25 protein-coding genes are annotated in these 24821 nt (G+C 34.9%); 13 read left to right on the forward strand and 12 right to left on the reverse strand.

The features are described from left to right. Nucleotides 1-235: 235 nt before the first annotated feature. From rlmB to pdhA, 3 genes are all read right to left on the reverse strand, one after another. A complete protein-coding gene (gene rlmB, locus FBFL15_RS12115; RefSeq protein ID WP_014084865.1) occupies nt 236-973 on the reverse strand; it encodes a 23S rRNA (guanosine(2251)-2'-O)-methyltransferase RlmB in 738 nt (245 codons plus the stop codon). 101 nt (nt 974-1074) lie between these two features. Beyond that, nucleotides 1075-2661 carry a dihydrolipoamide acetyltransferase family protein gene (locus FBFL15_RS12120; RefSeq protein WP_014084866.1) on the reverse strand — a complete coding sequence of 529 codons (1587 nt, stop codon included), beginning with the start codon at nt 2659-2661 and terminating at the stop codon, nt 1075-1077. Nucleotides 2662-2665: 4 nt separating this feature from the next. After that, nucleotides 2666-3667, reverse strand: a complete 1002-nt coding sequence (gene pdhA, locus FBFL15_RS12125) for a pyruvate dehydrogenase (acetyl-transferring) E1 component subunit alpha (RefSeq protein ID WP_014084867.1) — start codon at nt 3665-3667, stop codon at nt 2666-2668. Nucleotides 3668-3977: 310 nt separating this feature from the next. On the opposite strand from pdhA, the gene pyrF reads away from it, so the two are divergent. Both pyrF and FBFL15_RS12135 read left to right on the forward strand, forming a co-directional pair. Next, nucleotides 3978-4805, forward strand: a complete 828-nt coding sequence (pyrF, locus tag FBFL15_RS12130) for an orotidine-5'-phosphate decarboxylase (RefSeq protein WP_014084868.1) — start codon at nt 3978-3980, stop codon at nt 4803-4805. A 12-nt stretch (nt 4806-4817) separates the two neighbouring features. Next, a complete protein-coding gene (locus FBFL15_RS12135) occupies nt 4818-5618 on the forward strand; it encodes an ABC transporter substrate-binding protein (RefSeq protein ID WP_014084869.1) in 801 nt (266 codons plus the stop codon). A 385-nt stretch (nt 5619-6003) separates the two neighbouring features. Here the strand turns inward: FBFL15_RS12135 and FBFL15_RS12140 are convergent, their stop codons facing one another. From FBFL15_RS12140 to FBFL15_RS12160, 5 genes are all read right to left on the reverse strand, one after another. After that, on the reverse strand, nt 6004-6753 hold the full coding sequence (locus FBFL15_RS12140; protein WP_014084870.1) for a DUF4197 domain-containing protein: 750 nt from the start codon (nt 6751-6753) through the stop codon (nt 6004-6006). Between the two features lie 198 nt (nt 6754-6951). Further along, the gene (locus FBFL15_RS12145) at nt 6952-7464 is read right to left on the reverse strand and encodes a hypothetical protein (RefSeq protein ID WP_014084871.1); all 513 of its coding nucleotides are present in this window, start codon (nt 7462-7464) and stop codon (nt 6952-6954) included. A 209-nt stretch (nt 7465-7673) separates the two neighbouring features. Continuing rightward, entirely contained in the window at nt 7674-8660 is a 987-nt protein-coding gene (gene lpxD, locus FBFL15_RS12150) for a UDP-3-O-(3-hydroxymyristoyl)glucosamine N-acyltransferase (RefSeq protein ID WP_014084872.1), read from the reverse strand. Nucleotides 8661-9141: 481 nt separating this feature from the next. Next, a complete protein-coding gene (locus FBFL15_RS12155; protein ID WP_014084873.1) occupies nt 9142-9480 on the reverse strand; it encodes a hypothetical protein in 339 nt (112 codons plus the stop codon). A 105-nt stretch (nt 9481-9585) separates the two neighbouring features. Next, nucleotides 9586-10197 (reverse strand): hypothetical protein, encoded by a 612-nt coding sequence (locus tag FBFL15_RS12160; RefSeq protein WP_014084874.1) that lies wholly within the window; start codon nt 10195-10197, stop codon nt 9586-9588. A gap of 128 nt (nt 10198-10325) precedes the next feature. Between FBFL15_RS12160 and FBFL15_RS12165 the strand changes: the two genes are divergently transcribed. From FBFL15_RS12165 to FBFL15_RS12180, 4 genes are read left to right on the forward strand one after another with little or no spacing between them, the layout of a single operon-like run. Next, nucleotides 10326-11915 carry a glycoside hydrolase family 32 protein gene (locus FBFL15_RS12165; RefSeq protein WP_014084875.1) on the forward strand — a complete coding sequence of 530 codons (1590 nt, stop codon included), beginning with the start codon at nt 10326-10328 and terminating at the stop codon, nt 11913-11915. A gap of 51 nt (nt 11916-11966) precedes the next feature. Continuing rightward, nucleotides 11967-13307 carry a sugar porter family MFS transporter gene (locus FBFL15_RS12170; RefSeq protein WP_014084876.1) on the forward strand — a complete coding sequence of 447 codons (1341 nt, stop codon included), beginning with the start codon at nt 11967-11969 and terminating at the stop codon, nt 13305-13307. Between the two features lie 10 nt (nt 13308-13317). Next, nucleotides 13318-14202 (forward strand): carbohydrate kinase family protein, encoded by an 885-nt coding sequence (locus FBFL15_RS12175; RefSeq protein ID WP_014084877.1) that lies wholly within the window; start codon nt 13318-13320, stop codon nt 14200-14202. Between the two features lie 3 nt (nt 14203-14205). After that, complete coding sequence (locus FBFL15_RS12180) at nt 14206-14622, forward strand: VOC family protein (RefSeq protein WP_014084878.1); 417 nt, start codon at nt 14206-14208, stop codon at nt 14620-14622. Nucleotides 14623-14729: 107 nt separating this feature from the next. Here FBFL15_RS12180 and pepT read toward each other — a convergent pair whose 3' ends face one another. Next, the gene (pepT, locus tag FBFL15_RS12185; protein WP_014084879.1) at nt 14730-15974 is read right to left on the reverse strand and encodes a peptidase T; all 1245 of its coding nucleotides are present in this window, start codon (nt 15972-15974) and stop codon (nt 14730-14732) included. A 31-nt stretch (nt 15975-16005) separates the two neighbouring features. Continuing rightward, a complete protein-coding gene (locus tag FBFL15_RS12190) occupies nt 16006-16395 on the reverse strand; it encodes a DUF1398 domain-containing protein (protein WP_014084880.1) in 390 nt (129 codons plus the stop codon). 540 nt (nt 16396-16935) lie between these two features. Between FBFL15_RS12190 and FBFL15_RS12195 the strand changes: the two genes are divergently transcribed. The 6 genes from FBFL15_RS12195 (at nt 16936) to FBFL15_RS12220 (ending at nt 20830) form a co-directional block, all read left to right on the forward strand. Further along, complete coding sequence (locus FBFL15_RS12195; protein WP_014084881.1) at nt 16936-17439, forward strand: GbsR/MarR family transcriptional regulator; 504 nt, start codon at nt 16936-16938, stop codon at nt 17437-17439. 86 nt (nt 17440-17525) lie between these two features. Continuing rightward, nucleotides 17526-18473, forward strand: a complete 948-nt coding sequence (locus FBFL15_RS12200; protein WP_014084882.1) for a hypothetical protein — start codon at nt 17526-17528, stop codon at nt 18471-18473. Beyond that, a complete protein-coding gene (locus FBFL15_RS12205; RefSeq protein WP_014084883.1) occupies nt 18466-19137 on the forward strand; it encodes a class I SAM-dependent methyltransferase in 672 nt (223 codons plus the stop codon). Before FBFL15_RS12200 ends, FBFL15_RS12205 begins: the two co-directional genes overlap by 8 nt. 6 nt (nt 19138-19143) lie before the next feature. Continuing rightward, nucleotides 19144-19488, forward strand: coding sequence for a hypothetical protein (locus FBFL15_RS12210; protein WP_014084884.1), 345 nt, complete (start codon nt 19144-19146; stop codon nt 19486-19488). Nucleotides 19489-19501: 13 nt separating this feature from the next. Further along, nucleotides 19502-19888 carry a hypothetical protein gene (locus tag FBFL15_RS12215; RefSeq protein ID WP_014084885.1) on the forward strand — a complete coding sequence of 129 codons (387 nt, stop codon included), beginning with the start codon at nt 19502-19504 and terminating at the stop codon, nt 19886-19888. Between the two features lie 3 nt (nt 19889-19891). After that, nucleotides 19892-20830, forward strand: a complete 939-nt coding sequence (locus FBFL15_RS12220; protein WP_014084886.1) for a TIGR01777 family oxidoreductase — start codon at nt 19892-19894, stop codon at nt 20828-20830. On the opposite strand, the gene lipB is transcribed toward FBFL15_RS12220, so the two are convergent. Continuing rightward, on the reverse strand, nt 20807-21505 hold the full coding sequence (gene lipB / locus FBFL15_RS12225) for a lipoyl(octanoyl) transferase LipB (RefSeq protein ID WP_014084887.1): 699 nt from the start codon (nt 21503-21505) through the stop codon (nt 20807-20809). The two genes, FBFL15_RS12220 and lipB, sit on opposite strands and share 24 nt — an antisense overlap. A 141-nt stretch (nt 21506-21646) precedes the next feature. On the opposite strand from lipB, the gene FBFL15_RS12230 reads away from it, so the two are divergent. Next, nucleotides 21647-22159, forward strand: a complete 513-nt coding sequence (locus tag FBFL15_RS12230) for a helix-turn-helix domain-containing protein (RefSeq protein WP_044032294.1) — start codon at nt 21647-21649, stop codon at nt 22157-22159. A gap of 597 nt (nt 22160-22756) precedes the next feature. Here the strand turns inward: FBFL15_RS12230 and FBFL15_RS12235 are convergent. Continuing rightward, entirely contained in the window at nt 22757-24814 is a 2058-nt protein-coding gene (locus FBFL15_RS12235) for a T9SS type A sorting domain-containing protein (protein ID WP_014084888.1), read from the reverse strand. Nucleotides 24815-24821 lie beyond the last annotated feature (7 nt).

Below are 24821 nucleotides of genomic sequence, written 5' to 3' on the forward strand. Positions count from 1 at the left end.
GTTTTCAATCATACCATAACAACTATTTTTTGGGCGTTCCCCAAGGGTCGGGCTATTTGTTCCAAACAACGTTCATTGAACTCCAAAAAAAATATAATTTTGTGAAATAATCTTTTTTGCCCCAAAAAGAGGGGCAAAAAAGGGTTTCCACTGCTATCCCTAACGCAAAATGGCACATCAAATTTCATGAGCCAAACAAATCCTACCGTGATACACTCAAAAAATGATACTACTTTTAACCATTTCTTTGTCTGACGGCTTCATACAAAAAAGCACCGCATGCCACAGACACGTTTAAAGAACCAATAGAGCCAAACATTGGTAATTTGGCTTTTGCATCAATCACTTTCAATACCGATGGATTGATTCCTCTATCCTCAGAACCCATAACTATGGCAACCCCTTGATTCAAATCAATATCATACAAATTTTGAGTGGTTTTTTCGGTTGCTGCAACCGTAAGAATGCCCGAACCTTGCATATAAAAAATAGCATCTTTGATGTGTTCTACTTTACAAATTGGCACATTAAATACTGCACCAGCCGATGTTTTAACCGTATCGCCATTTACAGGCGCCGAACCCGATTTTTGAATGATAATACCATGTGCGCCCGTACACTCGGCCGTTCTAATAATGGCTCCAAAGTTTCGTGCATCTGATATTTGATCTAATATCAAGAACAAGGGTTTGGCATGTGCTTGCAACGTAGAGGACACCAAATCCTCCAACTCCATAAATCCTATTGGCGATATAGAAGCCACTGCCCCTTGATGGTTATTAACCGTCAATCGGTGGAGTTTTTCTACAGGTACATACGAAAAATTAATGTTGGCTCTTTTCATCACTTTCATCAAATCTTTCATCAACTCGCTCGATATTTCTTTCTGAATAAATACTTTATCAACAGCCGTTCCTGCTTGTATCGCCTCTATGATGGCTCTAATTCCAAATATTATATTATCTTTTTCCATGATGCAAAGGTATAAATTATTGTTTGTTTTGAATTCAATTCAACAAAAAATCCCAAAAATGACTATCATTTTTGGGATTTTATCAAATATACATGAAGCATTTATGCCAACATAGTAACTGGATTTTCTATAAATTGTTTTAATGTTTGCAAAAATTGTGCTCCCGTAGCACCGTCTATGGTACGGTGGTCACAAGCCAACGTCAATTTCATGGTGTTGCCAACAACTATTTGTCCATTTCTTACAACTGGTTTTTCTACAATTGCCCCCACCGATAAGATGGCAGAATTTGGCTGATTGATAATAGATGTAAATTCGGTAATACCAAACATGCCTAAGTTAGAAATTGTAAATGTACTGCCTTCCATTTCAGAAGGTTGTAATTTTTTATTTTTGGCCTTGCCAGCCAAATCTCGAACACTACTTCCAATTTGAGTAAGGCTCATACTGTCTGTAAATGGTAATACCGGAACTACCAATCCGTCTTCTACGGCTACGGCTACACCAATAGCCACATGATAATTGATGGTAATCGCATTTTCGCTCCATTGAGAATTTACTTTTGGATGTTTTTTCAAGGCCATAGCACAAGCTTTGATAACCATATCATTAAAAGAAATTTTTGTATCTGGAATAGAATTGATGATAACCCTAGAGTTCATTGCCTCGTCCATGGCAACTTCTATTGTCAAATAAAAATGAGGTGCTGTAAAAATCGATTCCGAAAGTCGTTTGGCAATTACTTTTCGCATTTGCGAATTTTTAATTTCCTCCGTTGCCACAGTCCCCGAAGCTACAAATGGTTTGCTATTTTGAGTTTCGGCCTTTTTTTCTGCAACAACAGCAGGTGCTGCTTGCGGTGCTGGGCTATAATTTTCTACATCACTTTTAACAATTCTGCCATTTTCGCCCGACCCTTTGATTTGGCTCAAGTTTACCCCTTTATCAGCCGCAATTTTTTTAGCCAATGGCGATGCCAAAACCCTTTCGGTAGAAGCATTTTGGGCTACAACAGGTACCGCTTGAACTGGAGTTTCGGTAGTGGCAGCAACAGGACTTGATGGTGCTTGTCCAAAATTTTGAGCAACTCCAGATACATCTGTTCCAGCAGGGCCAATAATAGCTAAAAGGCTGTCCACAGGTGCCGACTCTCCAGCTGCAATGCCAATGTATAATAAAGTACCAGAGTTGAAAGATTCAAATTCCATGGTGGCTTTATCAGTTTCAATTTCTGCTAAAATATCGCCTTCAGAAATGGTATCGCCTACTTTTTTAAGCCACGTGGCTACAGTTCCATCGGTCATGGTGTCGCTCAATCGAGGCATGGTTACAACGATAACACCGTTGGGTAATGCTGTTTTTGCAGCGGCAGGAGCTTCGTTTGCTACCATGGGTGTGTCTTGCAATGGAGCTGCAGTTTGACCGCCAATCAGCCCTGAAATATCTTCGCCTTCGTTGCCAATAATGGCCAAAAGGGCATCTATTGGTGCCGATTCCCCTTCTGGAATTCCTATATACAAAAGTGTTCCAGAGTTAAAAGATTCAAATTCCATGGTGGCTTTATCTGTTTCAATTTCTGCTAAAATATCGCCTTCAGAAATGGTATCGCCTACTTTTTTTAGCCACGATGCTACTGTTCCTTCCGTCATAGTATCGCTTAGTCGCGGCATAGTTATAATTGTTGCCATATTTTTAGAGTTTGTGAGGTATAAATGGATAATTTTCTTGTTCGTACACTACATCATACAATTGTTGTACTTCTGGAAAAGGTGATTCTTCTGCAAATTTTGCACATTCTTCTACCAAATTCTTAACCCTTTGATCAATTGCTTCGATTTCGGCATCGGTAGCATATTTTTGATCTTTTATAACATCCAAAACTTGTGTAATTGGGTCGATTTTTTTATATTCCTCAACCTCTTCTTTAGTTCTATATAATTGAGCATCAGACATAGAGTGTCCTCTATATCGATAGGTTTTCATTTCTAAAAAAGTAGGGCCATCACCTCGTCTGGCTCTTTCTACGGCTTCGTGAACGGCTTCGGCTACTTTTACTGGATTCATTCCATCTACTGGGCCACATGGCATTTCATAACCCAATCCTAGTTTCCAAATATCAGTATGGTTGGCAGTTCTTTCAACAGAAGTTCCCATGGCATATCCGTTATTTTCTACAATAAAAACAACAGGAAGTTTCCAAAGCATTGCCATATTAAATGCTTCGTGCAACGAGCCTTGACGGGCTGCACCGTCTCCAAAGTAGGTAAGTGTTACCCCACCCGTATTAAAATATTGATCGGCAAAAGCCATTCCTGCTCCTACTGGAATTTGAGCTCCAACAATTCCATGACCTCCATAAAAACCATGTTCTTTAGAAAAAATATGCATAGAACCTCCCATCCCTTTTGAAGTTCCCGTTACTTTTCCTAATAATTCGGCCATTACTTTTCGAGGATCAACACCCATTCCAATTGGTTGAACGTGGTTTCTGTAGGCCGTAATCATTTTGTCTTTTCCGCCAAGTTCTATGGCGTGGAGTGCACCCGCCAAAACAGCCTCCTGACCATTATACAAGTGAAGAAATCCTCTTACTTTTTGTTGAATATAAAGCGCTGCTAATTTGTCTTCAAATTTACGCCAAAGTAGCATGTCCTCATACCACTTTAAATAAACTTCTTTTGTAATTTCTTTCATTTCCGTGTTTTAAAAATGTTGTCGTATTTATTTTAGTTGCTTGCAAATTAGCCTCCTCACCCCAAATTGCGAAATGCAAATATAGGAAATTTCAATTTAGTACTAAAATTTAAAATAGTATTTTTAACCAAATTAGTGTCTTTCTCTTCTATTCTAAGTACTTTTTTCCTTTCATAGGTTGTCAATTCCATAGATTTTTTAGGTTTTCATTATTTATTTAGAATCAAATTTTTCAATTTTATCTAAAAAATGATTTGTTTATCGGTAGAATTTCCGAAATTTGCAAAAACAACTAAAATTCATCACCACCTTGACTACAAAAGATTTAACTGCTCAAATTATTCAAAAAAAATCATTCCTTTGTATTGGTTTAGATGTCGATTTGGATAAAATTCCCGATTTTTTATTAAACACCGAAGATCCTATTTTTGAATTTAATAAAGCCATTATTGATGCAACGCACGACCTAGCCGTTTCCTACAAGCCCAACACCGCTTTTTATGAGGCTTATGGCATTATGGGCTGGCAATCTTTGCAAAAAACAATTCAGTATCTTAATACCAATTATCCCGAAATTTTTACCATTGCCGATGCCAAACGTGGCGATATTGGCAATACTTCTAGCCGATATGCCAAGGCTTTTTTGGAAGATTTGGCCTTTGACAGCATTACCGTTGCCCCTTATATGGGCAAAGACAGTGTAGAACCTTTTTTAGCTTTTGAAAACAAGCACACCATCCTATTGGCACTAACTTCAAACGAGGGAGCATTTGATTTTCAAACCCTTCCATTGGCTCAAAATCAATTGTATCATCACGTTTTAGAAACATCCAAAACTTGGAAAAATGCCTCCAATTTGATGTATGTTGTTGGGGCTACAAAGGCTTCTTATTTTTCGGAAATTAGAAAAATTGTTCCCGATAGTTTTCTTTTGGTGCCAGGGGTTGGGGCTCAAGGTGGCAGTTTGTCCGAGGTATGCCGGTTTGGAATGAATCAAAATATTGGACTGCTCATCAATTCTTCTAGGGGTATTATTTATGCCGATGCCACTTCAAATTTTGCTCAAAAAGCCCGTGAAGAAGCAGTAAAAATACAGCAAGAGATGCAACAAATTCTCGAAAAAAATTCGTTTATATAATATATTTTGGAAATGAAAACCTTAATCGACCAGCTGGGTTTTGCCCACACTTTTAATGCGGTACCCAACAGAATTGTGTCGCTTGTACCCTCGCAAACCGAATTGCTTTTTGAAATGGGATTGGAACAAAAAATTGTTGGAATAACCAAATATTGTGTGCATCCTTTGCATTTTAGAGCTACGAAAACATCGGTAGGCGGAACCAAAAAAGTGCATTTTCAAAAAATTAAAAATTTAGAGCCCGATATTATCATTTGTAATAAAGAAGAAAATACAGCCGAAATGGTTGATGAATTACGAAAAATTTGTACCGTTTGGGTAACTGACATTGCTGATTTGAAAGCCAACAAAACCATGATTTCAGATTTTGGTGCTATTTTTAATTGTAGAACCGAGGCTCAAAAAATAAATGACAAAATTGAGTTTGCTACACTTGATTTTGAACAATTTATGTCCAATATAAAACCACAAAAAGCAGCCTATTTTATATGGAAAAACCCCTTTATGGCGGCGGGTGGTGCCACTTATATTGATGCCATGTTACAGTTAAACGGTTTTGACAATATTTACAAACAAAAAGGCCGTTATCCAGAGGTTGAAATCCGAAAAATGAGAATACAAGGCGACCCTGATTTGATACTTTTGCCAAACGAACCTTACGAATTTACAGAAGAAGATGCCTTTGAATTGGGCAGGTATTCCCATCATGCCAAAACCATTTTTGTGGACGGACAAATGTTTTCGTGGTATGGAACAAGGGTGTTAAAAGCTTTTGAATATTTTAAAAAATTACAAAATAGGATTGCTACCTAAACAAAATGCACAATCCATTATTTAAAAAAAAAAAGAAAAAAATTAAATGGAATACATCCGCAAAACAACTTAAAGATGCGTAGTTTTTTTTGAAAAAATAGTGGCATGGCTGGGCTACAACACAAGTAAAGGCTCCCAGCGAAGCAAACTCTTTTTCTGGAGATTTTGGCAAAAAAGATGCGGTATATATAGCTTGTTTTATAAGTCTAATTGAGCTAATATCAATATTAGGTATTGTTTATTATACAAAAAAGTCAATGTTTTGATCCATTGACTTTTTATTCACTAATTCGTTGATTTAAAAACTATTTTATTACTATGCAAAGCTACTCTATTTTTTTTAATTGTATGTTAATTTTTTGTTATATTACTCATTTTTAATCAATTAAGATTGTTTTTTGTCTTGCATCGAAAATACTTTTTTCAACAAGTTTGATGTTCTAGAACCCAAATCGGTTCGGATGCTTTTTTCTTCAACAGCTATCATTTTGAACACTCCTTTCAAGGCTTGTTGGGCCACATAATCTGTCAAATCAGGGTTTGCTTTACTTACAAATGGTATGGCATTGTATTTGGAAATAAGGTTTGCCCAAATGGCATCGGCACCCACTTTTGCAAAAGATTTTTTAATTACTGGATTAAATTGGAGTAACAACTCTTTTGAAGTATTGGATTCTAAATAGGTTGTTGCAGCATTTTCTTCGCCCATCAAAATGTTTTTGGCGTCGGTTATGTTCATTTTGGTAACGGCTTTTACAAAAATGGGGGTGGCTTGTTTTACAGCGTCTTCGGCAGCATTGTTCATGGCTTTAATGCCTTGGTCTGCCAAGCTGCCAAGTCCAATGGCCCGCAATCCAGAATCGACTTTTCTGAGCTCTTCTGGCATCAAAATTTTAACTGCTTCGTTGCTATAAAATCCGTCTTTTGCTGTTAGTTTGCTTACTTGATTGCTAATGCCTTTGTTGAGTGCTTCTTTGAGCCCTTTTGATATATCCAATCCAGAGAGGGTTCCCGTGGCCGGAGGGGCAGTAGTTATTTTATTAGTAATTGTTGTTATTTGGTCCAAAATTTTGTTTTGGGCCACTAGGCTATTTACTCCTATTAGTAGTAATCCGAAGGCCAGTTGTTTTTTCATGGTGTTGTTTTTTTTGCGGTACATTATGGTTTACGATATTTTGCGTTAGGAATAGCAGTGGAAATCATTTTTTTCTTTAAAAAACAAAAAAGATTATTTCTCAATATTATATTTCTTTTGGAGTTCAATGAACGTTATTTGCAACGTATAGCCCGACCCTTGGCGAACGCCCAATATATTGCAGGATTTTGTTGTGATTTAGTTGAGGCTTTTTACATTTGTATCATTTATTTTAAAAGCTTTGATCACGGCATGATAATCGCTATAATCTACTGCAACTTTGTTTGAAAAATAGCCTGGTACAATTACAATTCTAAAGGTTTGATTGTTGAGATAACTTGGCGTGAGGGCAAGGTTGTAGTTGCCTCCTGCATAGATGGTAAAATCTTGTTTGCTAAAATCAAAGTCATAATCCAACTCGCCTTGTGTCAAATAAAGCGTGCGTGGAATCAGTTGCCAAATTGGGGTATTACTGTTGATGGTGCCAGACAATCTGTAAATTAATACCACGTCAGAAGCATAAATATTAGGATTTAATGTACGATATATATTGTATCCATCTACATTATTGTAAGCGAAATTTACATTTTTTAATTCAAACACTTCGCTAATCGTATCGTTATCTGTGGTGTTAGAAACCACTTCGGTTTTGGTGCAGCCTAGCATAACGCATGCTATGATAAAAGCCACAAGTAAGGTAATTTTTTTCATATATTTAAAATTAAAAGGTTAAAGGTTCTATATGGTATCGCACTATTTATTGGTATTTGATGGCGATTTCATACTTTTGAATTTTAAAATGTTATTACATTAATTGTGCCAAAGTGGTTTGAAATATCAAAAAAGTGGTGGTTAGAAAATTTGACCTTAAAAATTGATAGTCGTTTTGTTTTTTTCAAACCAAGTTTAGACCTATTTTTTTATGTTGTCATCCTTTTCAAAATGGCCCATTGTTTCAAAGCATTTCGGGCTTCTACGGCAGGATAGCCCAACATGGTTTTGCCAGCAGGCACATCGGCAGTTACGCCCGACCCCGCACCAATGATGGCACCATCGCCAATGGTTGTGTGGTCTTTTATAGAGGCACTCCCTCCTATAATCACACCATTGCCCAACGTTACAGAGCCCGCCAAACCTGAATTTCCTGCCATAATACAGTATTTTCCTAGCTTACAATTGTGCGCTATTTGAACCAAATTATCTATCTTACACCCATCGCCAACAATGGTCGAACTAAACTTGCCTCGGTCCACACACGAGTTGGCTCCAATTTCTACATCTTTGCCAATAATCACATTGCCAATTTGTGGTATTTTTACCAAACCTCTTTCAGGACAAGGTCTAAATCCAAAGCCATCGGCTCCAATGCTGGCATTGGGATGCAAAATGGTTCTGTCGCCAATTTCACATCTTTCTCTTACAACTACACCAGGCCAAAAGGTTACTTGTTCGCCTATAATACATTGATCTAATATGGTTACATTAGCATAAATGGTAGTGTTTTTTCCAATTTTTACGTCTTTTCCTATATATACACCCGCTCCTATTTGACAATTTTCGCCCATGTGTACCGAAGGATCTATCTGTGCCGATGGGTGAATTTTGGTACTAAAAACAGGCATCGGTGGTGCAAACATTTCTAAAATTTGCGACATGGCCAAATCGGCATTTTTCACTTTTATAAAAACCCTGTTTGGGCCAGGAGCAATGCTAATATTTTCATTAACAACTGCTGCACATGCCTTGGAATTTTGCCACATTTTTTCGTATTTGGCATGTCCTATAAAAGTAATTTCAGTAGCTGTGGCCATTTCAAGTTGCTCTGGTGCCGTTATGTGATGGGTCGTTTCGCCCTCTATAGTGCCCTGCAAAATGTGGTTGATTTCGGTGATGGAAAACGTTTTCATATTTGGTAGTTTTTTTAGTGGTGCTTGTTTGGTTTGGAAATCATTATCCCGCTGCTTCCAAACAAACTTTGGTTGTAATTGGTTCAAATAAAGTAAATTATGCAACACAAAACTAATTTTTGGCCTTCTTTTTTCAAAAATATTAGTCCGTGTTTTTTTCTTAACAAAAATTACAATAAGTCCTATAGGCTAGATGTTCAAATGCTAAATAGCATTTTTTCTAGCTATTAAAAAGGGCGTTAAAATTTGTATGATGCAACTTCTACACTTTCAAGATTTAACTTTCAAGATTTAAAAAAAAATAATAAGGAGCTATTCCAGCTTTCGTTTCAAGTCCTCGGCCCCAAAAAAGTTTTTTGTACACCACAAAAGGAGCTTCCGCTGGTCGCTCTTTTGTGGCTACAAAAAATCTTTTTGGGGCTTTCGGCCTTTCCACTACAATCTGGGCTAAAATAAATCCGTTTTCAAAAGAAGCATTGTTTTAAAAATCAATTTTTATGATTTTTTCCAAATAACTTTCGGCTATGTTGTTTTTATTTACTTTTAAAACCATCATAAAAGGAGCATCAAGCAAAGGAATATCTCGATCAAAATCACACTTTTGTTGCAATGATGTCCAATTTTGACACAAAAAATTGGTAATGGCCCACGTGCCTTTGTTTTCCATACCGCATAAAAAATAACAATTTATAGTTTCTGCCCCAAACTTTATGGCAAGTTTCAGCAAAAAACCCGTATCAAAATTTGAATTAGAATCATAATAATCCGTCCAAACGGGCTGTTTCAAATGTTCATTAAAATACCGCACCCTAAACCGCATAGGATCGTCAGTATATTCTATATAATGATGGGCGTGGTTTTCTAAAACCCATCGAAAAAAATAATTGGAATAAAACCCAATCGAGAATATACAACTTGGTTTATTTTAGTTCAAAACTGTTTCATTAATAGATAAAATTCCATCCTCAAGCTGAATGATCTCTTGGTCGTAAATCCTTTTTGGCAACGTTTGATTGTAATTGTGAAATAAATGAATGAGTTCCAAAAGACATTCGGTATCTCGAGAATCGACCGTTTGTTCATTTATTAACGGAAATTTACCTTTGACAACCGAGTTTGAAAAAGCCAAATTAGAATCAAAAATGGGTTGAATGACCAAAATTTTGCCTTCTTTTTTTATCCCAAAAAAAGTATGCAAAGTCAATGAAAAAGCCGAAATATAATCTTGCGGATTGGCATAACCAATAAATTTGATAAAAATCTGCAAGTAATCTTCCTGAAAATTAACCACTTCCACCGATTTTGCTTCATTCCATTTCCGCCACAAATACATGCTATTAAAGGTCGTAGAAAAAGAAATTCCGGTAGATTCTTCTATTATTTTTTGAAAAAAAGTCTTGCCTCCAAAGCCATCATTCAATTTCCAAATAGAGGTTTCAGACCCCTTAAAAGTCATGCCTCGTTGTATAAATGCTTCTTGTAGTTTGGTTTTTACTTCAAAGTATAATTTTTCGCAAAGGTTTTTATTCAAATTCATGTGGCTTATTTTATTCCGTTATGTTCCAAAATTGTTCCAAATTTAAACTAAATAATTTATAAAAATAACATAAATACAAAAATAAAAATGGTCTAATAATTCTATTTTTGTATCATAAACCAACCAAAATGACTATCAAAAAAACCAATTCTTTCGTTTCTGTACTTGGCTTACTTTTTATTTTTGTAGTCCATACATTACAAGCCCAAAACAACAACAGTGTTTTGATTCCTGCTAAAATGCCCATAAAAATTGACCCTTCCCAATATTACAAAGAAGCATACCGACCACAATTTCATTTTTCGCCCGAAAAAAAATGGATGAATGACCCTAACGGCATGTTATATTACAAAGGAACTTATCATTTGTTTTACCAATATTATCCCGAAGACATCGTTTGGGGACCCATGCACTGGGGACACGCCACGAGCACCGATTTAATCCATTGGCAACACAAAAAAATAGCTTTGTTTCCAGATGAACTGGGCTATATTTTCTCCGGTAGTGCTGTGATGGATTTAGACAATACTTCGGGGCTAGGCAGCAAGGAACATCCCCCAATGGTGGCTATTTTTACGTACCATAATATGGAATTTGAAAAAGCTGGCAAAACCAATATGCAAAACCAAGGGCTCGCATACAGCTTGGATGCTGGCGAAACTTGGACAAAATATACAGGAAACCCAATTATCAACAATAGCAGTTTGCGTGATTTTAGAGACCCAAAGGTTTTTTGGAACAACGAAATTAAACTATGGAATTTGGTTTTGGTAGCAGGAGACAGAACCCAAATTTACAATTCTAAAAACTTGACTAACTGGAAATTAGAAAGCGAATTTGGAAAAGAATATGGTGCTCACGGAGGCGTTTGGGAATGTCCTGATTTGTTCAAAATAAAAGTAAACGGCAGTTCAGAAGAAAAATGGGTCTTGCTCGTTAGCCTCAATCCAGGTGCACCAAACGGTGGATCAGCAACCCAATATTTTGTTGGGGATTTTGACGGTAAAGTATTCAAAACCAAGCAAAAAGACACCAAATGGGTCGATTATGGCACCGATAATTACGCTGGTGTAACTTACAATGATGCCCCGAATGGCAATCGCATTTTCTTAGGCTGGATGAGCAATTGGAATTACGCCCGAAACACGCCGACTTCTACTTGGCGAAGTGCCATGACTTTACCAAGAACACTTGCTCTTACTGCCATCAACGGGGAGTATTTTTTACAAAGCAAACCCGTTCCACAAATAAAATCTCTTTTGGTTTCGGACTATTCAAAAAAAGAAATAGTGCTGAAAAAAGGAGAAAAATTGACTTTTGACTACCCTAATTTGAATCAATCGCAAATCCAATTTCAATCCGAAAACAAAAACTTGAAATTGATTTTTTCAAATGAAGTAAATGACAGTCTGGTAGTCCATTACGACGCAAAAAAACAGCTGTTTTCAATCGACAGACGGCATTCAGGAAAAGTAGATTTTGAAAAAAGTTTTGGCGAAAAAATACACCTTACTCCTACTCCATTGCTTCGTTCAAAAACAATCGATTTTCAAATTATTTTGGATTGGTCGTCTATAGAAATTTTCCTAAATGGAGGGGTTTATACTTTTACAGAACAAATTTTCCCTAACCAAGTTTTTACCAAATTAACAATTCAATCTGCTGAAAATCAAAATATTAAAAATATAACTTTCGATTCTATCAAAGGAATTTGGTAAAACTTACTTTATCAACCAACATCATTAACTAAACCACAAAAACTAAAAAAAATGAACAACAAAAAAATTCTCTACTGGTCCATTGTAGTCGCTCTGGCGGGATTCTTATTCGGTTTTGACACCGTTGTAATTTCGGGTGCCGACAAACAATTGCAACAATTATGGGGCTCTTCGGATTTGTACCACGGCTTGGTAGTTATGTCGTCTGCCTTATGGGGCACCGTGATTGGTGCTATATTTGGCTCCTATCCAACCAATATTTTAGGTCGAAAAAAGACCCTAATCATCATTGGATTATTGTTTTTTATCTCGGCAATCGGAACCGCTTTTGCCAATGATTCTATCATTTTCTCAATATTTAGATTCCTTGGCGGTATCGGAATTGGGGCTTCAACCATTGCAGCGCCTACTTATGTTTCTGAAATTGCACCTGCCAAAGACCGTGGAAAATTAGTGGCTTTGTACCAATTCAATATCGTTTTTGGGATTTTAATTGCCTTTACTTCTAATTTTTATTTACAAGATATTGGGGAAAATTCTTGGCGTTGGATGCTTGGAATTCAGGCGTTTCCCGCTTTTGTTTATACCCTTTTGGTTTTTGGAATTCCCGAAAGTCCACGTTGGATTTTTGAATACAAAAAAGACCGTGCACAAGCCATTTCAATTTTAAAACAAATCAATACCGACGCTCAAGCCGAAGAAGAAATGGCTGCTATTGAAAAAGAAACATCCCAAGAAATCAAAAACGAATCGATTTTTATGAAAAAATACAGAACGCCTTTGCTTTTGGCTTTTTTCATTGCCTTTTTCAACCAATTGTCAGGAATAAACGCCTTTTTGTATTATGCACCACGTATTTTTGAATTGGCAGGATTAGAAAAATCAGCTTCTTTTTTAAGCAGCATCGGAATTGGTATCATCAACTTATTATTTACCATGGTCGGGATTTCATTAATTGACAAATACGGCCGAAAAACCTTGATGTATCTGGGTTCTGTGGGGTATATCATTTCGTTAGGATTAGTAACCACCGCTTTTTTCTTTGAATGGAAAGGCATGGCAGTACCACTCTTTTTCTTTTTGTTTATCGCCTCGCACGCCATTGGTCAAGGTGCTGTAATTTGGGTGTTTATTTCAGAATTATTTCCTAATAAATTAAGAGCAGCAGGCACCTCTTTTGGCACCTCGGTTCACTGGGTTTTAGCGGCATTAATTCCGTCTTTTATACCCTTTTTATTCAAAGAAATTGGTACGACAACCGTTTTTGCCATTTTCTGTATCATGATGGTATTCCAACTGCTTTGGGTTTTCTTTAAAATGCCCGAAACAAAAGGCAGAACCTTAGAAGAATTATCCGAAAGTTTGTCTAATTCAGACAAAACCAACCATTAAAATATTTGTTATGTCAAAAAAAATAGTTTGTTTTGGCGAGGTCTTATTTGACGTTTTCCCAACACATAGAAAAATTGGTGGAGCACCCTTAAATGTTGGGCTTAGAATGGCTTCGCTAGGAATGGACACCCAAATCATCAGCCGCATTGGACATGATGAAATAGGAAAAGAATTGCTCGATTTTGTAACCGAAAACGGTCTGAATACCAGTTCCATCCAAATAGACGAAAATTTTGGAACGGGTGAAGTTTTGGTACAATTAGACGAAAAAGGTTCGGCTTCTTACACCATCAATTATCCTGTGGCTTGGGACAAAATTGAAGCCAATACCGAAGCGCAGGAAGTTGTCAAAAATGCCGATGCTTTGGTTTTCGGAAGTTTGGTTTGCAGGGATGCCGTTTCCCATCAGAGCTTGTTAAGCTTATTAGAATCAGCCAAATACAAAATTTTCGATGTAAATTTGAGAGCACCATTTTATACGATAGATTTGCTTTTAGATTTTATGAATCGTGCCGACTTTATCAAATTCAATGATGATGAATTGTATGAAATCAGTGCCGATTTAGGGTCGCCATTTCATTCATTGGAACAAAACATTCAGTTTATTGCGAAAAAAACCAACACCAAGCACATTTGCGTAACCAAAGGCAGCCACGGGGCAGTTTTATTATACAACGACCAATTGTTTTATAATAGTGGCTACAAAATAACCGTTGCCGATACTGTTGGAGCGGGAGATTCGTTTTTGGCGGGATTATTAACCAAATTATTGACGGGAATTGCACCACAAGATGCCATTGATTTTGCCTGTGCTTTAGGGGCTTTGGTGGCACAAAAAGAAGGTGCAAATCCGAAAATTTCAGCTGAAACTATTGCTGAATTTATGCAAATTTAAAACATGAATATAAAAATAAACCACATTCAACACCTTGGAATTCCTGTCTCCGATATTCAAAAATCGGTGGCGTTTTATGAACAATTAGGTTTTTCAAACGTCATGCCTTCTACTTTTGAAATAGATGGTGAACAAGGCGGCATTGTCGCCATGATGCAACGAGAATCCATGATTATTGAGTTGTATCAATTGCCTGCTTCCCATTTGCCAGAAATCAAAAACAGAAAAGATGGCCACATCGACCATATTGCTTTTGATGTGGACGATATTGATTTGACCTTCAAAACCTTGAAAGAAAATCATTTTCACATCCTCGAATCGGCACCTGTTTTTCTGAATTTTTGGACCAAAGGCTGTAAATATTTCAACATTTTAGGTCCAGACGGAGAACGTTTGGAATTTAACGAAATCATCAAATAAAAAAAAACAAAAAGTTGTCGATTACAAACCGCCAACTTTTTGGTTATAAATTATACCGAATAAACATATTTGATATTAAAAATTTATTTATGATTTTAAAAAAAGAATTATGCTTTTTTTTCAGCAACAAGCGTTGCAATATTGATGATCACTTCAATAGCTTTTTGCATACTTTCTACTGGAACATATTCGTATTTTCCATGAAAATTATGTCCTCCTGCAAAAATATTCGGACACGGCAAACCCATGTAGGACAATCGGCTGCCATCGGTACCCCCTCTGATAGGCTTGATTAGAGGTTTGATGCCAGCGTTTTTCATTGCTTTTTCGGCCAAATCAACTATGTGCATAACTGGTGCAATTTTGTCTCGCATGTTGTAATACTGATCGTCCATTTCGAGTATTGCAATGGGTGAACCAAATTGTTTTTGGTACTTTTTATTGATTTTGCTTACTATTTTATTGATTTTTTGCTTTCTTTTCTTGAATTTTTTAGCATCATGATCTCTGATAATCAATTCAACAACAGATTTTTCGATACTTCCAGAAAGGTGTGTTAGGTGATAAAAACCCTGATAACCAGCCGTTTTTTGTGGGATTTCATCCTTTGGCAACTTATTCATAAACTGTTGGGCAATCAACATGGCATTTATCATTTTGCCTTTGGCATAGCCAGGATGTACACTTGTACCTTTAAAGGTGATTTTGGCTCCTGCTGCATTAAAATTTTCGTATTCTAATTCGCCAATTTGGCTTCCATCCATTGTATAAGCCCAATCGGCCCCAAACTGCGCTACATCAAAATGGTCAGCTCCCCTACCTATTTCCTCATCTGGAGTAAAACCTACTCTAATTTTGCCATGCTTAATTTCAGGATGTTGTACTAAAAATTCCATAGCACAAATAATTTCTGTCAATCCAGCCTTGTCGTCTGCTCCCAACAAGGTCAAGCCATTGGTAGTTATCAATGTTTGTCCTTTATATTGCAACAAATCTTCAAAATAATCTGGCGATAAAACAATATTTTTTTCCTGATTTAGTACAATATCTTTACCATCATAATTTGAAATTACTTGGGGCTTTACATTGGTACCAGAAAAATCTGGCGATGTATCATAATGGGATACAAAACCAATTGTAGGTACATCATATAAAACATTACTTGGTAAAGTGGCCATCACATAGCCTTTTTCATCAATACTAACCTCCGAAAGGCCAATTTGTTTTAATTCTTTTACAAGTAAATGAGCCAAATCAAATTGTTTGGCAGTACTAGGCGTAGTTTCAGAGGCCGCATCAGATTGTGTATCGATGGTTACATAGCTTATAAAACGGTCTATAATGTGTTGCATAATTTTTTTTTAACAAATTTACAAATAATAATTAATTTGGAATGTTTTCTATTAAAACATTATGTCCTTGGCTATCAAAATACGTGCAAGTCCATTGCTCCAAACACACCTCCCATTTGGCAATACCCGTTTTGGCACAATCACTACAAAAAGTAGGAAAATCTGTTTTTTGTTGCTGATGGTCTTTTAGTTTAGACATAAACAACTGACTATCAGTAGTTTGATTAACCAATAGTGCTTCATACAAAGGAGCTGTTTTCAACTGAAAACCCGCTACACCCGTATAAATTGTTTGGCCATTTGCAACAAAGGTTTCAAAACTTTTGACTCCAATATTGAAGAGATTTTGCATTAAAAAAGGAAAATCAGCAGCAGATTTCACCTCTTGATGGGCTACTATAATTTGATTTAAAGTAAACATAATTGTATTTTTTTATAAATAAAAAATTTCTTTTTTAGGAAAGCGTAACACTCTTTCCATCCAAAAATTCAAGTACAAACATATTGTTTTTTTTGATGAAATGTCAAAAAACAAACATGAATTTAGTTTTAAAAAAAATGTGTTAACTATACGACTTATACCACTGACATACAACATATTACAATATTACATACCGCTAAACTGTACATATAATAACCATTTAGCATCACACTATTTTGGGCGTTCCCCAAGGGTCGGGCTATTCGTTTCAAACAACGTTCATTGAACTCCAAAAAAAATATAATTTTGTTAAATAATCTTTTTTGCCCCAAAAAGAGGGGCAAAAAAGGATTTCCACTGCTATCCCTAACGCACTATATGCAAATAACAGCATTTTATCTTTCAAAGATTGATTATTGGAACTCAAAATTCAATTAAAAAAAGCCATTTCAAAATTAAAATGATTTTTTTTGAAATAAGTTTCATTTTTTTTTGAAAGTTTAAAAATAAATATTATCTTTGCCTCGTAATATTATAGAAATGGAATTTATAGAAGCTAAAAACAAATTTGTACAAACCTGGGGGGCTTTAGGGTCGCAGTGGGGCATCAATAAAACGATGGCTCAAATACATGCCTTGTTGATGGTGTCTCATGAAGCAGTTTCGATGGAAGATATTATGGAAGCGTTACAAATATCCAGAGGCAATGCCAGTATGAATTTGCGGGCATTGATGGATTGGGGCATCGTATATAAAGAATTTAAGGTGGGCGAACGCAAAGAATACTTTATAGCTGAAAAAGATTTAGACGAATTAGCTGTAAAAATATCCAAAGAAAGAAGTAAAAGAGAGATAAAACCAGCTTTAAAAATTTTAAAAGAAGTATCGTCTATTGAAGTACAAAATAATGAAGCCGAACAACATTTTGTAAATCAAACTTTAAAGCTTTATGATTTTGTTTTAAAAGCAGATAACGTTTTAGACAAAATAACCGAATATAAAGACAATTGGCTAACCCAATTATTGATAAAATTTGTCAAATAATTTTTTTCAATCAAACTTTCATTTTTTTCTGAAAGTTTAAAATTTAATGATATATATGAAACAAACCTTTTTTAAACAATAAAAATATGAACTCAATAATCAAAAAAAACACCTATTTTTTAATAGTAATAATCATTATAATTTTATTATTATTGTGGTTTTTATTAATTTATCACGGTGATTATGGCACAACTTTATTCTTTGGCATTCCTATTAGCATTGGCTTTTTAATGGGATACATTCAATGTATAAAAATCAATGACCAATCAAAAATAAAACAATATCTGTATATATTTTTTAAAATAGTTCTAGTATTGTTTGTTTTTTCTTCAATACTTATATTATTAGGAATTGAAGGAGCAATATGTATCATCATGGCAATGCCTTTTATAATATTGCCTTTATTTTTAGCATATCTTTTTGGCAATTATATCGGCACATTGGATCTTAAAAAAAGACTACATTCTTTCTTTTTTTTGTTATTTGTAAGTCCCACTACGTATATTTACGACTCAAATGTTTTACCTATAAATGGAATTGTAACAACTACATTGACAATCAATACTTCTTGTGAAAATATATGGGAAAAATTAAATTCTAAAATAATATTCAAAGAAAAACCTGCTTACTTATTTGAAAATGGTATTAGCTATCCTAAATCTATTGAATATACCAACATTGACAACTATAAATCTTACAAATGTATAACCAATAATGATAGCCTAGACTTAGAAATCATTTCTAGTATTAAAAACAAAAAGATGCAATTCAAACCTAGGATTCAAACCATACCCATGCGAGAAATTTCTCCCTATAAAAACATAGATGCGAAACACCTTCATGACTATTTTTTTGTTAATTATGGAATAATTTCCTTAGAAAAAATTAACGACCATCAAGCCAAAATAATTGCTCAAACAGCATATCAATATCATATTGCTCCAAAGTGGTATTGGGAAATTTGGACAAATTATATTATTAATGACATGCAAAATTATGTATTGCAATCTTTAAAATTAGAGTTTCATGAGTGAATTCAATGCCAAAAAATATTTCAATACTATTTCAAGTATTTATAAAAAAAACGAGGTTATATCTTTAGGTTTTACAACATTTTTTAGAAAAAAAATGATATTTAAGTTAAATAATAGAAATAATTTAGATATACTGGATGTAATGTGCGGTACAGGCGAAAACATCAAAATAGTATTGGCAAACAAAATTGCAAGGAAAATAACCGGAGTTGATTTTTCGGAAGAAATGAACAAAATGGCTCAAAAAAATATTCAAAATAATAAAGTTGATTTCATTTGTAATGATTATTTTGAAACAAATTTTCAAAATAATAAGTTTGATGCTATAATGTGCTCTTTTGGTATCAAACACCTTTCAGACCAGCAGATCTCAAAACTTGTTACTAAAACCGTTCAACTTTTAAATTTTGATGGAGAAATTTTAATTTTAGAATTGGTAAAGCCAAACAACAAAATTGTTCAATTGGTTTTAAACCTTTATTTGAAATATTTTTTAAGCTTAATTTTTAATGAATATTTTAAACCATTATATCCAGTAATTGTTAATTTTAAAAATATGGATGACATTAAAGAAAAATTCATAAGTTATAATCTAATAACAATAAGTCACAATAGATATTGCGATCTTTTTGAAATTTTACATCTTAAAAAAATTAAAAATTAAAATCAAATGAATTGGAACATCACCGCTTATGTGTGCTACCTGACTATAACTGGTGGAATCATATACAAAGTAGGAAAAATATGCTATTATAACGGCATTATCATGGTTCAACAACTTTTGCCCCATCATGTCGAATGGTGTGTCCGAATCAATCAAATGTTGTTGGTGGCTTATTATCTGGTCAATATGGGGTATGGTGCCACCTGTTTAATTCATTGGGACCACATTCAAACCGCACAACAGCTTGTTGAAACTATTGCCCAAAAAACGGCACTAATTATGGGAATTATTGCTTTTTTACATTACATGAATATTTACATTATTATCAAATATATACAAAAATTAATCTAAACACTTTTACATTATGGAAACTAAAATCATCCTTATTGGTTATGCAATTTACTTGCCTATTGCTTTATTTTTAATCTTTTATGTGTCTAAAACGCTTTTCAAAAACAGCAAAATTTATATGATAGACATCTTCAACGGTCGAGAAGCCATTGCCTTTGCAACCAACACCCTTTTTCAAACGGGTTTTTATTTGCTCAACATTGGTTATGCTCTTATGATATTGGAAATCAACTTGTATGAACCCAACTATCAAAAATTAATGGAAGCCTTGAGCTACAAAATTGGTGGTTTTTCTATCTATTTAGGCTTGATGCTTTTTGTTAATTTGTATTTCTTTTTTAGAGGTAAAAGAAAGGCTAAAGAAAACAAATTCAACACGTTACACAATCTAAATGTCTAACCCATGAAAAACCAATTTCATAAAATTGTTATTGCTGGTGGTACTGGTTTTTTAGGAAAAGTATTGCAAAAATATTGTTATGAGTCCACCACCGAAATCGTTATTCTAACTCGTGGCCAATCGACAGTCGATTCAAAAATAAAGTATGTAAACTGGGATGCCAAAACTTTTTCAGGATGGGAAAAACACTTGGAAGGTGCAGACGTATTGATAAACCTAACAGGGAAATCTGTTGATTGTAGGTACACCGAGGCCAACAAAAAAATAATTTTAAATTCAAGAATAGACAGCACCGCCATTTTGAATCAAGCAGTATTACAATGTCTCAATCCTCCAAAACATTGGCTAAATATCTCAACAGCAACCATATACAGGTTTTCGTTAGACAAACAAATGGACGAATATACAGGCGAAATAGGGTCGGATTTTTCGATGGATGTTGCCAAAGCTTGGGAGCAAACTTTTTTTGGAACAACAACACCCAAAACCCTAAAAACAGCCTTACGAACATCAATTGTATTGGGGCATCAGGGTGGTGCATTGGTTCCACTAAAAAAGATCACTCTAATGGGTTTTGGCGGTAAGCAAGGACCAGGAAACCAACTTATTAGTTGGATTCACGAACAGGATTTTGCCCGTGCTGTTGCCCATATCATCCAACAAAAAATCATTGGTCCTGTCAATATAGTATCCCCAAAACCGATTAGTAATCAGGATTTTATGTCCAAATTAAGAGCCCATCTCAATAGGCCTTTTGGCATTGCGGTTTCAAATCGCTTATTACATTTTGCCGCTTTTCTTATTCAAACCGAACCCGAATTGGTATTGAAAAGCAGAAATGTAATTCCAAAAAAATTAATCAAAAATGGCTTCCAATTTGAATTTGACACGCTCGATAAAGCATTAAAATCATTAACCTCAACAAAAAGTTGCTTCAAATAATGCACAAAAATGTTTACTGATTTTGGCCTTTACTTCTTGCTCATCGACACTTGCAACGCCAAGTTCTACTTGTAACGATGTAACAGCTTTGCCTTTTATGCCACAAGGAATAATGTTGTCAAAATACCCCAAATCAACATTCACATTCAAGGCAAAGCCGTGCATGGTTACCCATCGGCTGGCACGCACTCCCATAGCACATATTTTTCGAGCAAATGGTGTACCTACATCTAGCCAAACCCCTGTTTCGCCTGGACTTCGACTTGCTGAAAGTCCATAGTCAGACAAAGTCAGCATGATTGTTTCTTCTAAAAGCCTTAAATATTTATGAATATCTGTAAAAAAATTCTCTAAATCTAAAATCGGATAACCTACTATCTGTCCAGGGCCATGATAAGTAATATCGCCTCCCCTATTGATTTTATAAAAAGTAACCCCCTTGCTTTTTAATTGATTTTCTGTAAGTAATAAATTACTAATGTCGCCGCTTTTGCCCAGTGTATATACATGCGGATGACTTACAAACAAAAAGTAGTTTGGTGTCTTGATTTGTGTATCATTTTGCCGATTGGCAATCTTCAAATCGACAATTTCCTTAAACAAAGCCTCCTGATAATCCCAGCAGTCTTTATAATCTCGATAACCTAATTCTTGTAAGTAAATATCTTTATTCATTTGTTTGTAATCCATAAAACTGCTTCCTAAATTTTGTTCTAAACCTCCAATAGTTGCTACAAAGTTACACTTTTTATAGTCTAATGCATTAATTATATTGTCCCGATAATTTTACATTACATGTTTTTTATATATTTGCCCATGCAAAAATTAGAAATAACATCAATGAGTGTTTCAGAGATTGAAGCCTTATTAAAATCGAAAGAAGACTATAAGATTGCTCTTCGTTTGTTTAGTATTTTATCAATTGCTAAAGGAGAAAGTAGTCGTAAAGCACAGGAATTATTACTCTTAAGTCATAATCAAATTTGTATTTGGGTAAAAAGGTTTAACGAATTTGGATTAGAAGGATTGTATGACAAGCCTAAAACAGGTAGAAAACCAAAAATTACAAATGATCAGTTGGATTGGTTGAAAAATTTAATACTTAATGAAAGCCCCACGAAATATGGCTTTAATACTGAAACATGGACGGCTCCTTTACTAGTAAAAGTTGTTGAAAAACATTGTAATATAGTTTATTCAGATGATATGATCTATGTGCTATTAAAAAAGAAGATGGGTTTAACTCACAAAAAAGGCAAGGGTTTTTATGCGGAGGAAAAGCCAGAATTGAGAGAAAAATTTGTTGAGGATTTAAAAAAAACGCTATGAATGCCTTACTGAAGCTATTTTTATATTTGAAGATGAATGCATTATGAGCAATACAGCTGACATTTCCTATAAGTGGAGTAAAAAAACATATTGAAATACTACCGTATAAAAGTGTGTATTTTTTATGTAATCTTAATTATTAGCTTGATTATCATATTAGTCCTATTTCATACGTCAAATTTATAATCGACTTCAAAAAAAAAACACCTCATACCGTTTTTTAAAACTGTAAGAGGTGCCAATAGTAGTGAATTATTTAGGTTAAGATATTCCTTATTTGTATTGTTTTTAAGTTATTGTTTTGTTTTTACAATAATATTCATATTTGGTTGCAAATATATATAATTTATTTCTATTATCATCAATAAAATAAAATATTTGTATGTATTTAAAGATATTTTACATTTTATATCCATTTTTATATGATAACCGTGCTATTACTCCATAAATAAAAGGTTTATAAAAAAGACAAGCCAAAAACATACGCTGTTTGTATTGCCGACAATCATTTGTATAGGTTCCAAAAACGATGCCTTTTACTAAAAAAAAGATGCCTTGGTCTGTTATTTTTCGACTTGTCTTATATTTTTAAATCAACTATTCTTTTATAATTTTCAATGTTTTGCTGCCTTTTTCTGTTTTTAATTTTACAAAATAAATGCCGCTGGCACGTTGGCTCAAATCCTGATGTACTTCTTTAGCATCAACGCTGATGCTTTCCAAAATCCTACCCCCAATGTCATACCAATCCAGTTTTTTGATGGCTTCTTGGCTTTGAATATGTAGTTGATCTTTTGTAGGATTTGGATATATTTGAACCGTAATCGCATCATTATCGTTGGTTCGCAACGTTTCAAATACCGTTGTGGCATCGTTGGTTTCAATTGGGAAATTATAGTCAAAAAAGATATTGGCATTAGACGTTACATGACCAGTAGTTTGCACGTTGGGGTTCGACTTCATTTTGAACAGCACATGTCCGTGACCTCCCGATGGTGAGCCTGCCAACTGGATGTTCTCGAAAATAAATTCCACCAAATTGCCGTTTAATCGGGTGTAAACGTTGTGCGAGGCATTCATCACTTGCAACGAACTCAAATCGTATTCCGCTGGATTGATGGTTGTGGCTACAACAATATTTTCGGCAGCTGCCGTGCCTGTGTTTTCAAATCGCACGTTATAATGGAGGTAATTGCCAATCATACTTGGATCCAAACTACTACCCTCTAAACAGTAAATATCATTTGGATCAAACGATCCGACCACCGTTTGATTATAAACAAAAACGTTGTCTGCAGGCACTTCGTCGCCCGTAAGTGGGGTAATTTGAGCATTAAAAGCCAATATATCGCCATTATTTACCGCTGGCGTTTCGGTTGGTGTATTGACGTTTAAAGTAAAGGCGATGCTACGGTTTTCAAACGGCAACAAATTGCTGTAATTCCATGACAATGAACCTGTTGCATTTGAAGTTGGCGTTATTGAAGCACTAACAAAATCCGATTTTGCATCATCAAAGGTAACAGAAACTGCTCCCGAAAGCGGTTGGTTGCCTTTGTTTTTATACACCAAACGATACTCAGCATCAAAACCAGGGCGGGCGGGGGTTACTTGTGCCAAAACCACTTCCAAATCGTTGTGGGTGCCATTGGGTGTAATGCAAAAATCCTGACTTGCGGTATTGTTGTTATTATTGGCAAAAGCAATTTGCGTTGTGACTGGCGACACATTAAAGTATGTTGGATTTTCCAATTGAGGGGTTAGAGTAAACGTGCCATTGTTCATAAAAAAGGCATAATCGCCCTCAAAATTGGTAAACGTAGAACCCGAATTGGTGCCATCGGTCATATTAACCCTTAAAAACTCAAAGGGAGCATCGTTGGTGTCGCAGCCGTTGGTTTCGTTGTCGTATAGTGCGTTGCCCGAAATGGTGTTGTAGTTGCCGCCTGGAGTAAATGAACAGTAATCAGATACACTACAATTATTATAACCTAGTGTTGTTAGATTATTAATAATGCTTTCCATTTCTGATATTCCTAATCCATTTGAATAACTATCTGCACAAATATAATGTATATTAGGATTGTTATTTATATATAATATTTCGTTTCTACCGTTTTTTACAAACAACGAGTTCAAATTGTTTGTATCGCAATTAATAGTAATAATATCACTACAATCGTTAAAATCTAATGACGTTATGATATTGTTGGTACAATTTACTTCTCGTAATTTTATCAATCCAATTGTATTTAATGTCGTTAATTGACTATTATAATTACAATTCAAAATTTGCAATTCAAATAATCCAAAAAGATCAACAGAAGTTATTTGATTGTTGTTTTGGATTTTTATGCTTTTTAAATTGGTAAAAATATTCAAATCATTAAGAGAAATTAAGTTAGTGTTGTGAATATAAATGTGAGTTACTGCAATAGCCTCACTTACTTGTATTTCCCCATCATTGTTTGCATCTACCACACCATAAGATGTAGGTAAATAATTAACATCATCCCAACCAAATCCTACAGAAAGCGTGTTAGAATCGGCGGCTATTAAATATGCCTTAAAATTTACATCCGGTATATTCACAATTTGCCCATTAGCAAAAGCCACGGCACATAATAAAACTAGGGTTGTATATATTTTTTTCATAATTATC

The organism is Flavobacterium branchiophilum FL-15, from assembly GCF_000253275.1.
Taxonomy (GTDB): Bacteria; Bacteroidota; Bacteroidia; order Flavobacteriales; family Flavobacteriaceae; genus Flavobacterium; species Flavobacterium branchiophilum.

What these genes read in the sequence shown, in the direction of transcription:
- rlmB (WP_014084865.1), bottom strand. Translation starts at nt 973, where the DNA reads ATGGAAAAAGATAATATAATATTTGGAATTAGAGCCATCATAGAGGCG.
- FBFL15_RS12120 (WP_014084866.1), bottom strand. Translation starts at nt 2,661, where the DNA reads ATGGCAACAATTATAACTATGCCGCGACTAAGCGATACTATGACGGAA.
- pdhA (WP_014084867.1), bottom strand. Translation starts at nt 3,667, where the DNA reads ATGAAAGAAATTACAAAAGAAGTTTATTTAAAGTGGTATGAGGACATG.
- FBFL15_RS12135 (WP_014084869.1), top strand. Translation starts at nt 4,818, where the DNA reads ATGAAAACCTTAATCGACCAGCTGGGTTTTGCCCACACTTTTAATGCG.
- FBFL15_RS12140 (WP_014084870.1), bottom strand. Translation starts at nt 6,753, where the DNA reads ATGAAAAAACAACTGGCCTTCGGATTACTACTAATAGGAGTAAATAGC.
- FBFL15_RS12145 (WP_014084871.1), bottom strand. Translation starts at nt 7,464, where the DNA reads ATGAAAAAAATTACCTTACTTGTGGCTTTTATCATAGCATGCGTTATG.
- lpxD (WP_014084872.1), bottom strand. Translation starts at nt 8,660, where the DNA reads ATGAAAACGTTTTCCATCACCGAAATCAACCACATTTTGCAGGGCACT.
- FBFL15_RS12155 (WP_014084873.1), bottom strand. Translation starts at nt 9,480, where the DNA reads ATGCGGTTTAGGGTGCGGTATTTTAATGAACATTTGAAACAGCCCGTT.
- FBFL15_RS12160 (WP_014084874.1), bottom strand. Translation starts at nt 10,197, where the DNA reads ATGAATTTGAATAAAAACCTTTGCGAAAAATTATACTTTGAAGTAAAA.
- FBFL15_RS12165 (WP_014084875.1), top strand. Translation starts at nt 10,326, where the DNA reads ATGACTATCAAAAAAACCAATTCTTTCGTTTCTGTACTTGGCTTACTT.
- FBFL15_RS12170 (WP_014084876.1), top strand. Translation starts at nt 11,967, where the DNA reads ATGAACAACAAAAAAATTCTCTACTGGTCCATTGTAGTCGCTCTGGCG.
- FBFL15_RS12175 (WP_014084877.1), top strand. Translation starts at nt 13,318, where the DNA reads ATGTCAAAAAAAATAGTTTGTTTTGGCGAGGTCTTATTTGACGTTTTC.
- FBFL15_RS12180 (WP_014084878.1), top strand. Translation starts at nt 14,206, where the DNA reads ATGAATATAAAAATAAACCACATTCAACACCTTGGAATTCCTGTCTCC.
- pepT (WP_014084879.1), bottom strand. Translation starts at nt 15,974, where the DNA reads ATGCAACACATTATAGACCGTTTTATAAGCTATGTAACCATCGATACA.
- FBFL15_RS12190 (WP_014084880.1), bottom strand. Translation starts at nt 16,395, where the DNA reads ATGTTTACTTTAAATCAAATTATAGTAGCCCATCAAGAGGTGAAATCT.
- FBFL15_RS12195 (WP_014084881.1), top strand. Translation starts at nt 16,936, where the DNA reads ATGGAATTTATAGAAGCTAAAAACAAATTTGTACAAACCTGGGGGGCT.
- FBFL15_RS12200 (WP_014084882.1), top strand. Translation starts at nt 17,526, where the DNA reads ATGAACTCAATAATCAAAAAAAACACCTATTTTTTAATAGTAATAATC.
- FBFL15_RS12205 (WP_014084883.1), top strand. Translation starts at nt 18,466, where the DNA reads ATGAGTGAATTCAATGCCAAAAAATATTTCAATACTATTTCAAGTATT.
- FBFL15_RS12210 (WP_014084884.1), top strand. Translation starts at nt 19,144, where the DNA reads ATGAATTGGAACATCACCGCTTATGTGTGCTACCTGACTATAACTGGT.
- FBFL15_RS12215 (WP_014084885.1), top strand. Translation starts at nt 19,502, where the DNA reads ATGGAAACTAAAATCATCCTTATTGGTTATGCAATTTACTTGCCTATT.
- FBFL15_RS12220 (WP_014084886.1), top strand. Translation starts at nt 19,892, where the DNA reads ATGAAAAACCAATTTCATAAAATTGTTATTGCTGGTGGTACTGGTTTT.
- lipB (WP_014084887.1), bottom strand. Translation starts at nt 21,505, where the DNA reads ATGAATAAAGATATTTACTTACAAGAATTAGGTTATCGAGATTATAAA.
- FBFL15_RS12230 (WP_044032294.1), top strand. Translation starts at nt 21,647, where the DNA reads ATGCAAAAATTAGAAATAACATCAATGAGTGTTTCAGAGATTGAAGCC.
- FBFL15_RS12235 (WP_014084888.1), bottom strand. Translation starts at nt 24,814, where the DNA reads ATGAAAAAAATATATACAACCCTAGTTTTATTATGTGCCGTGGCTTTT.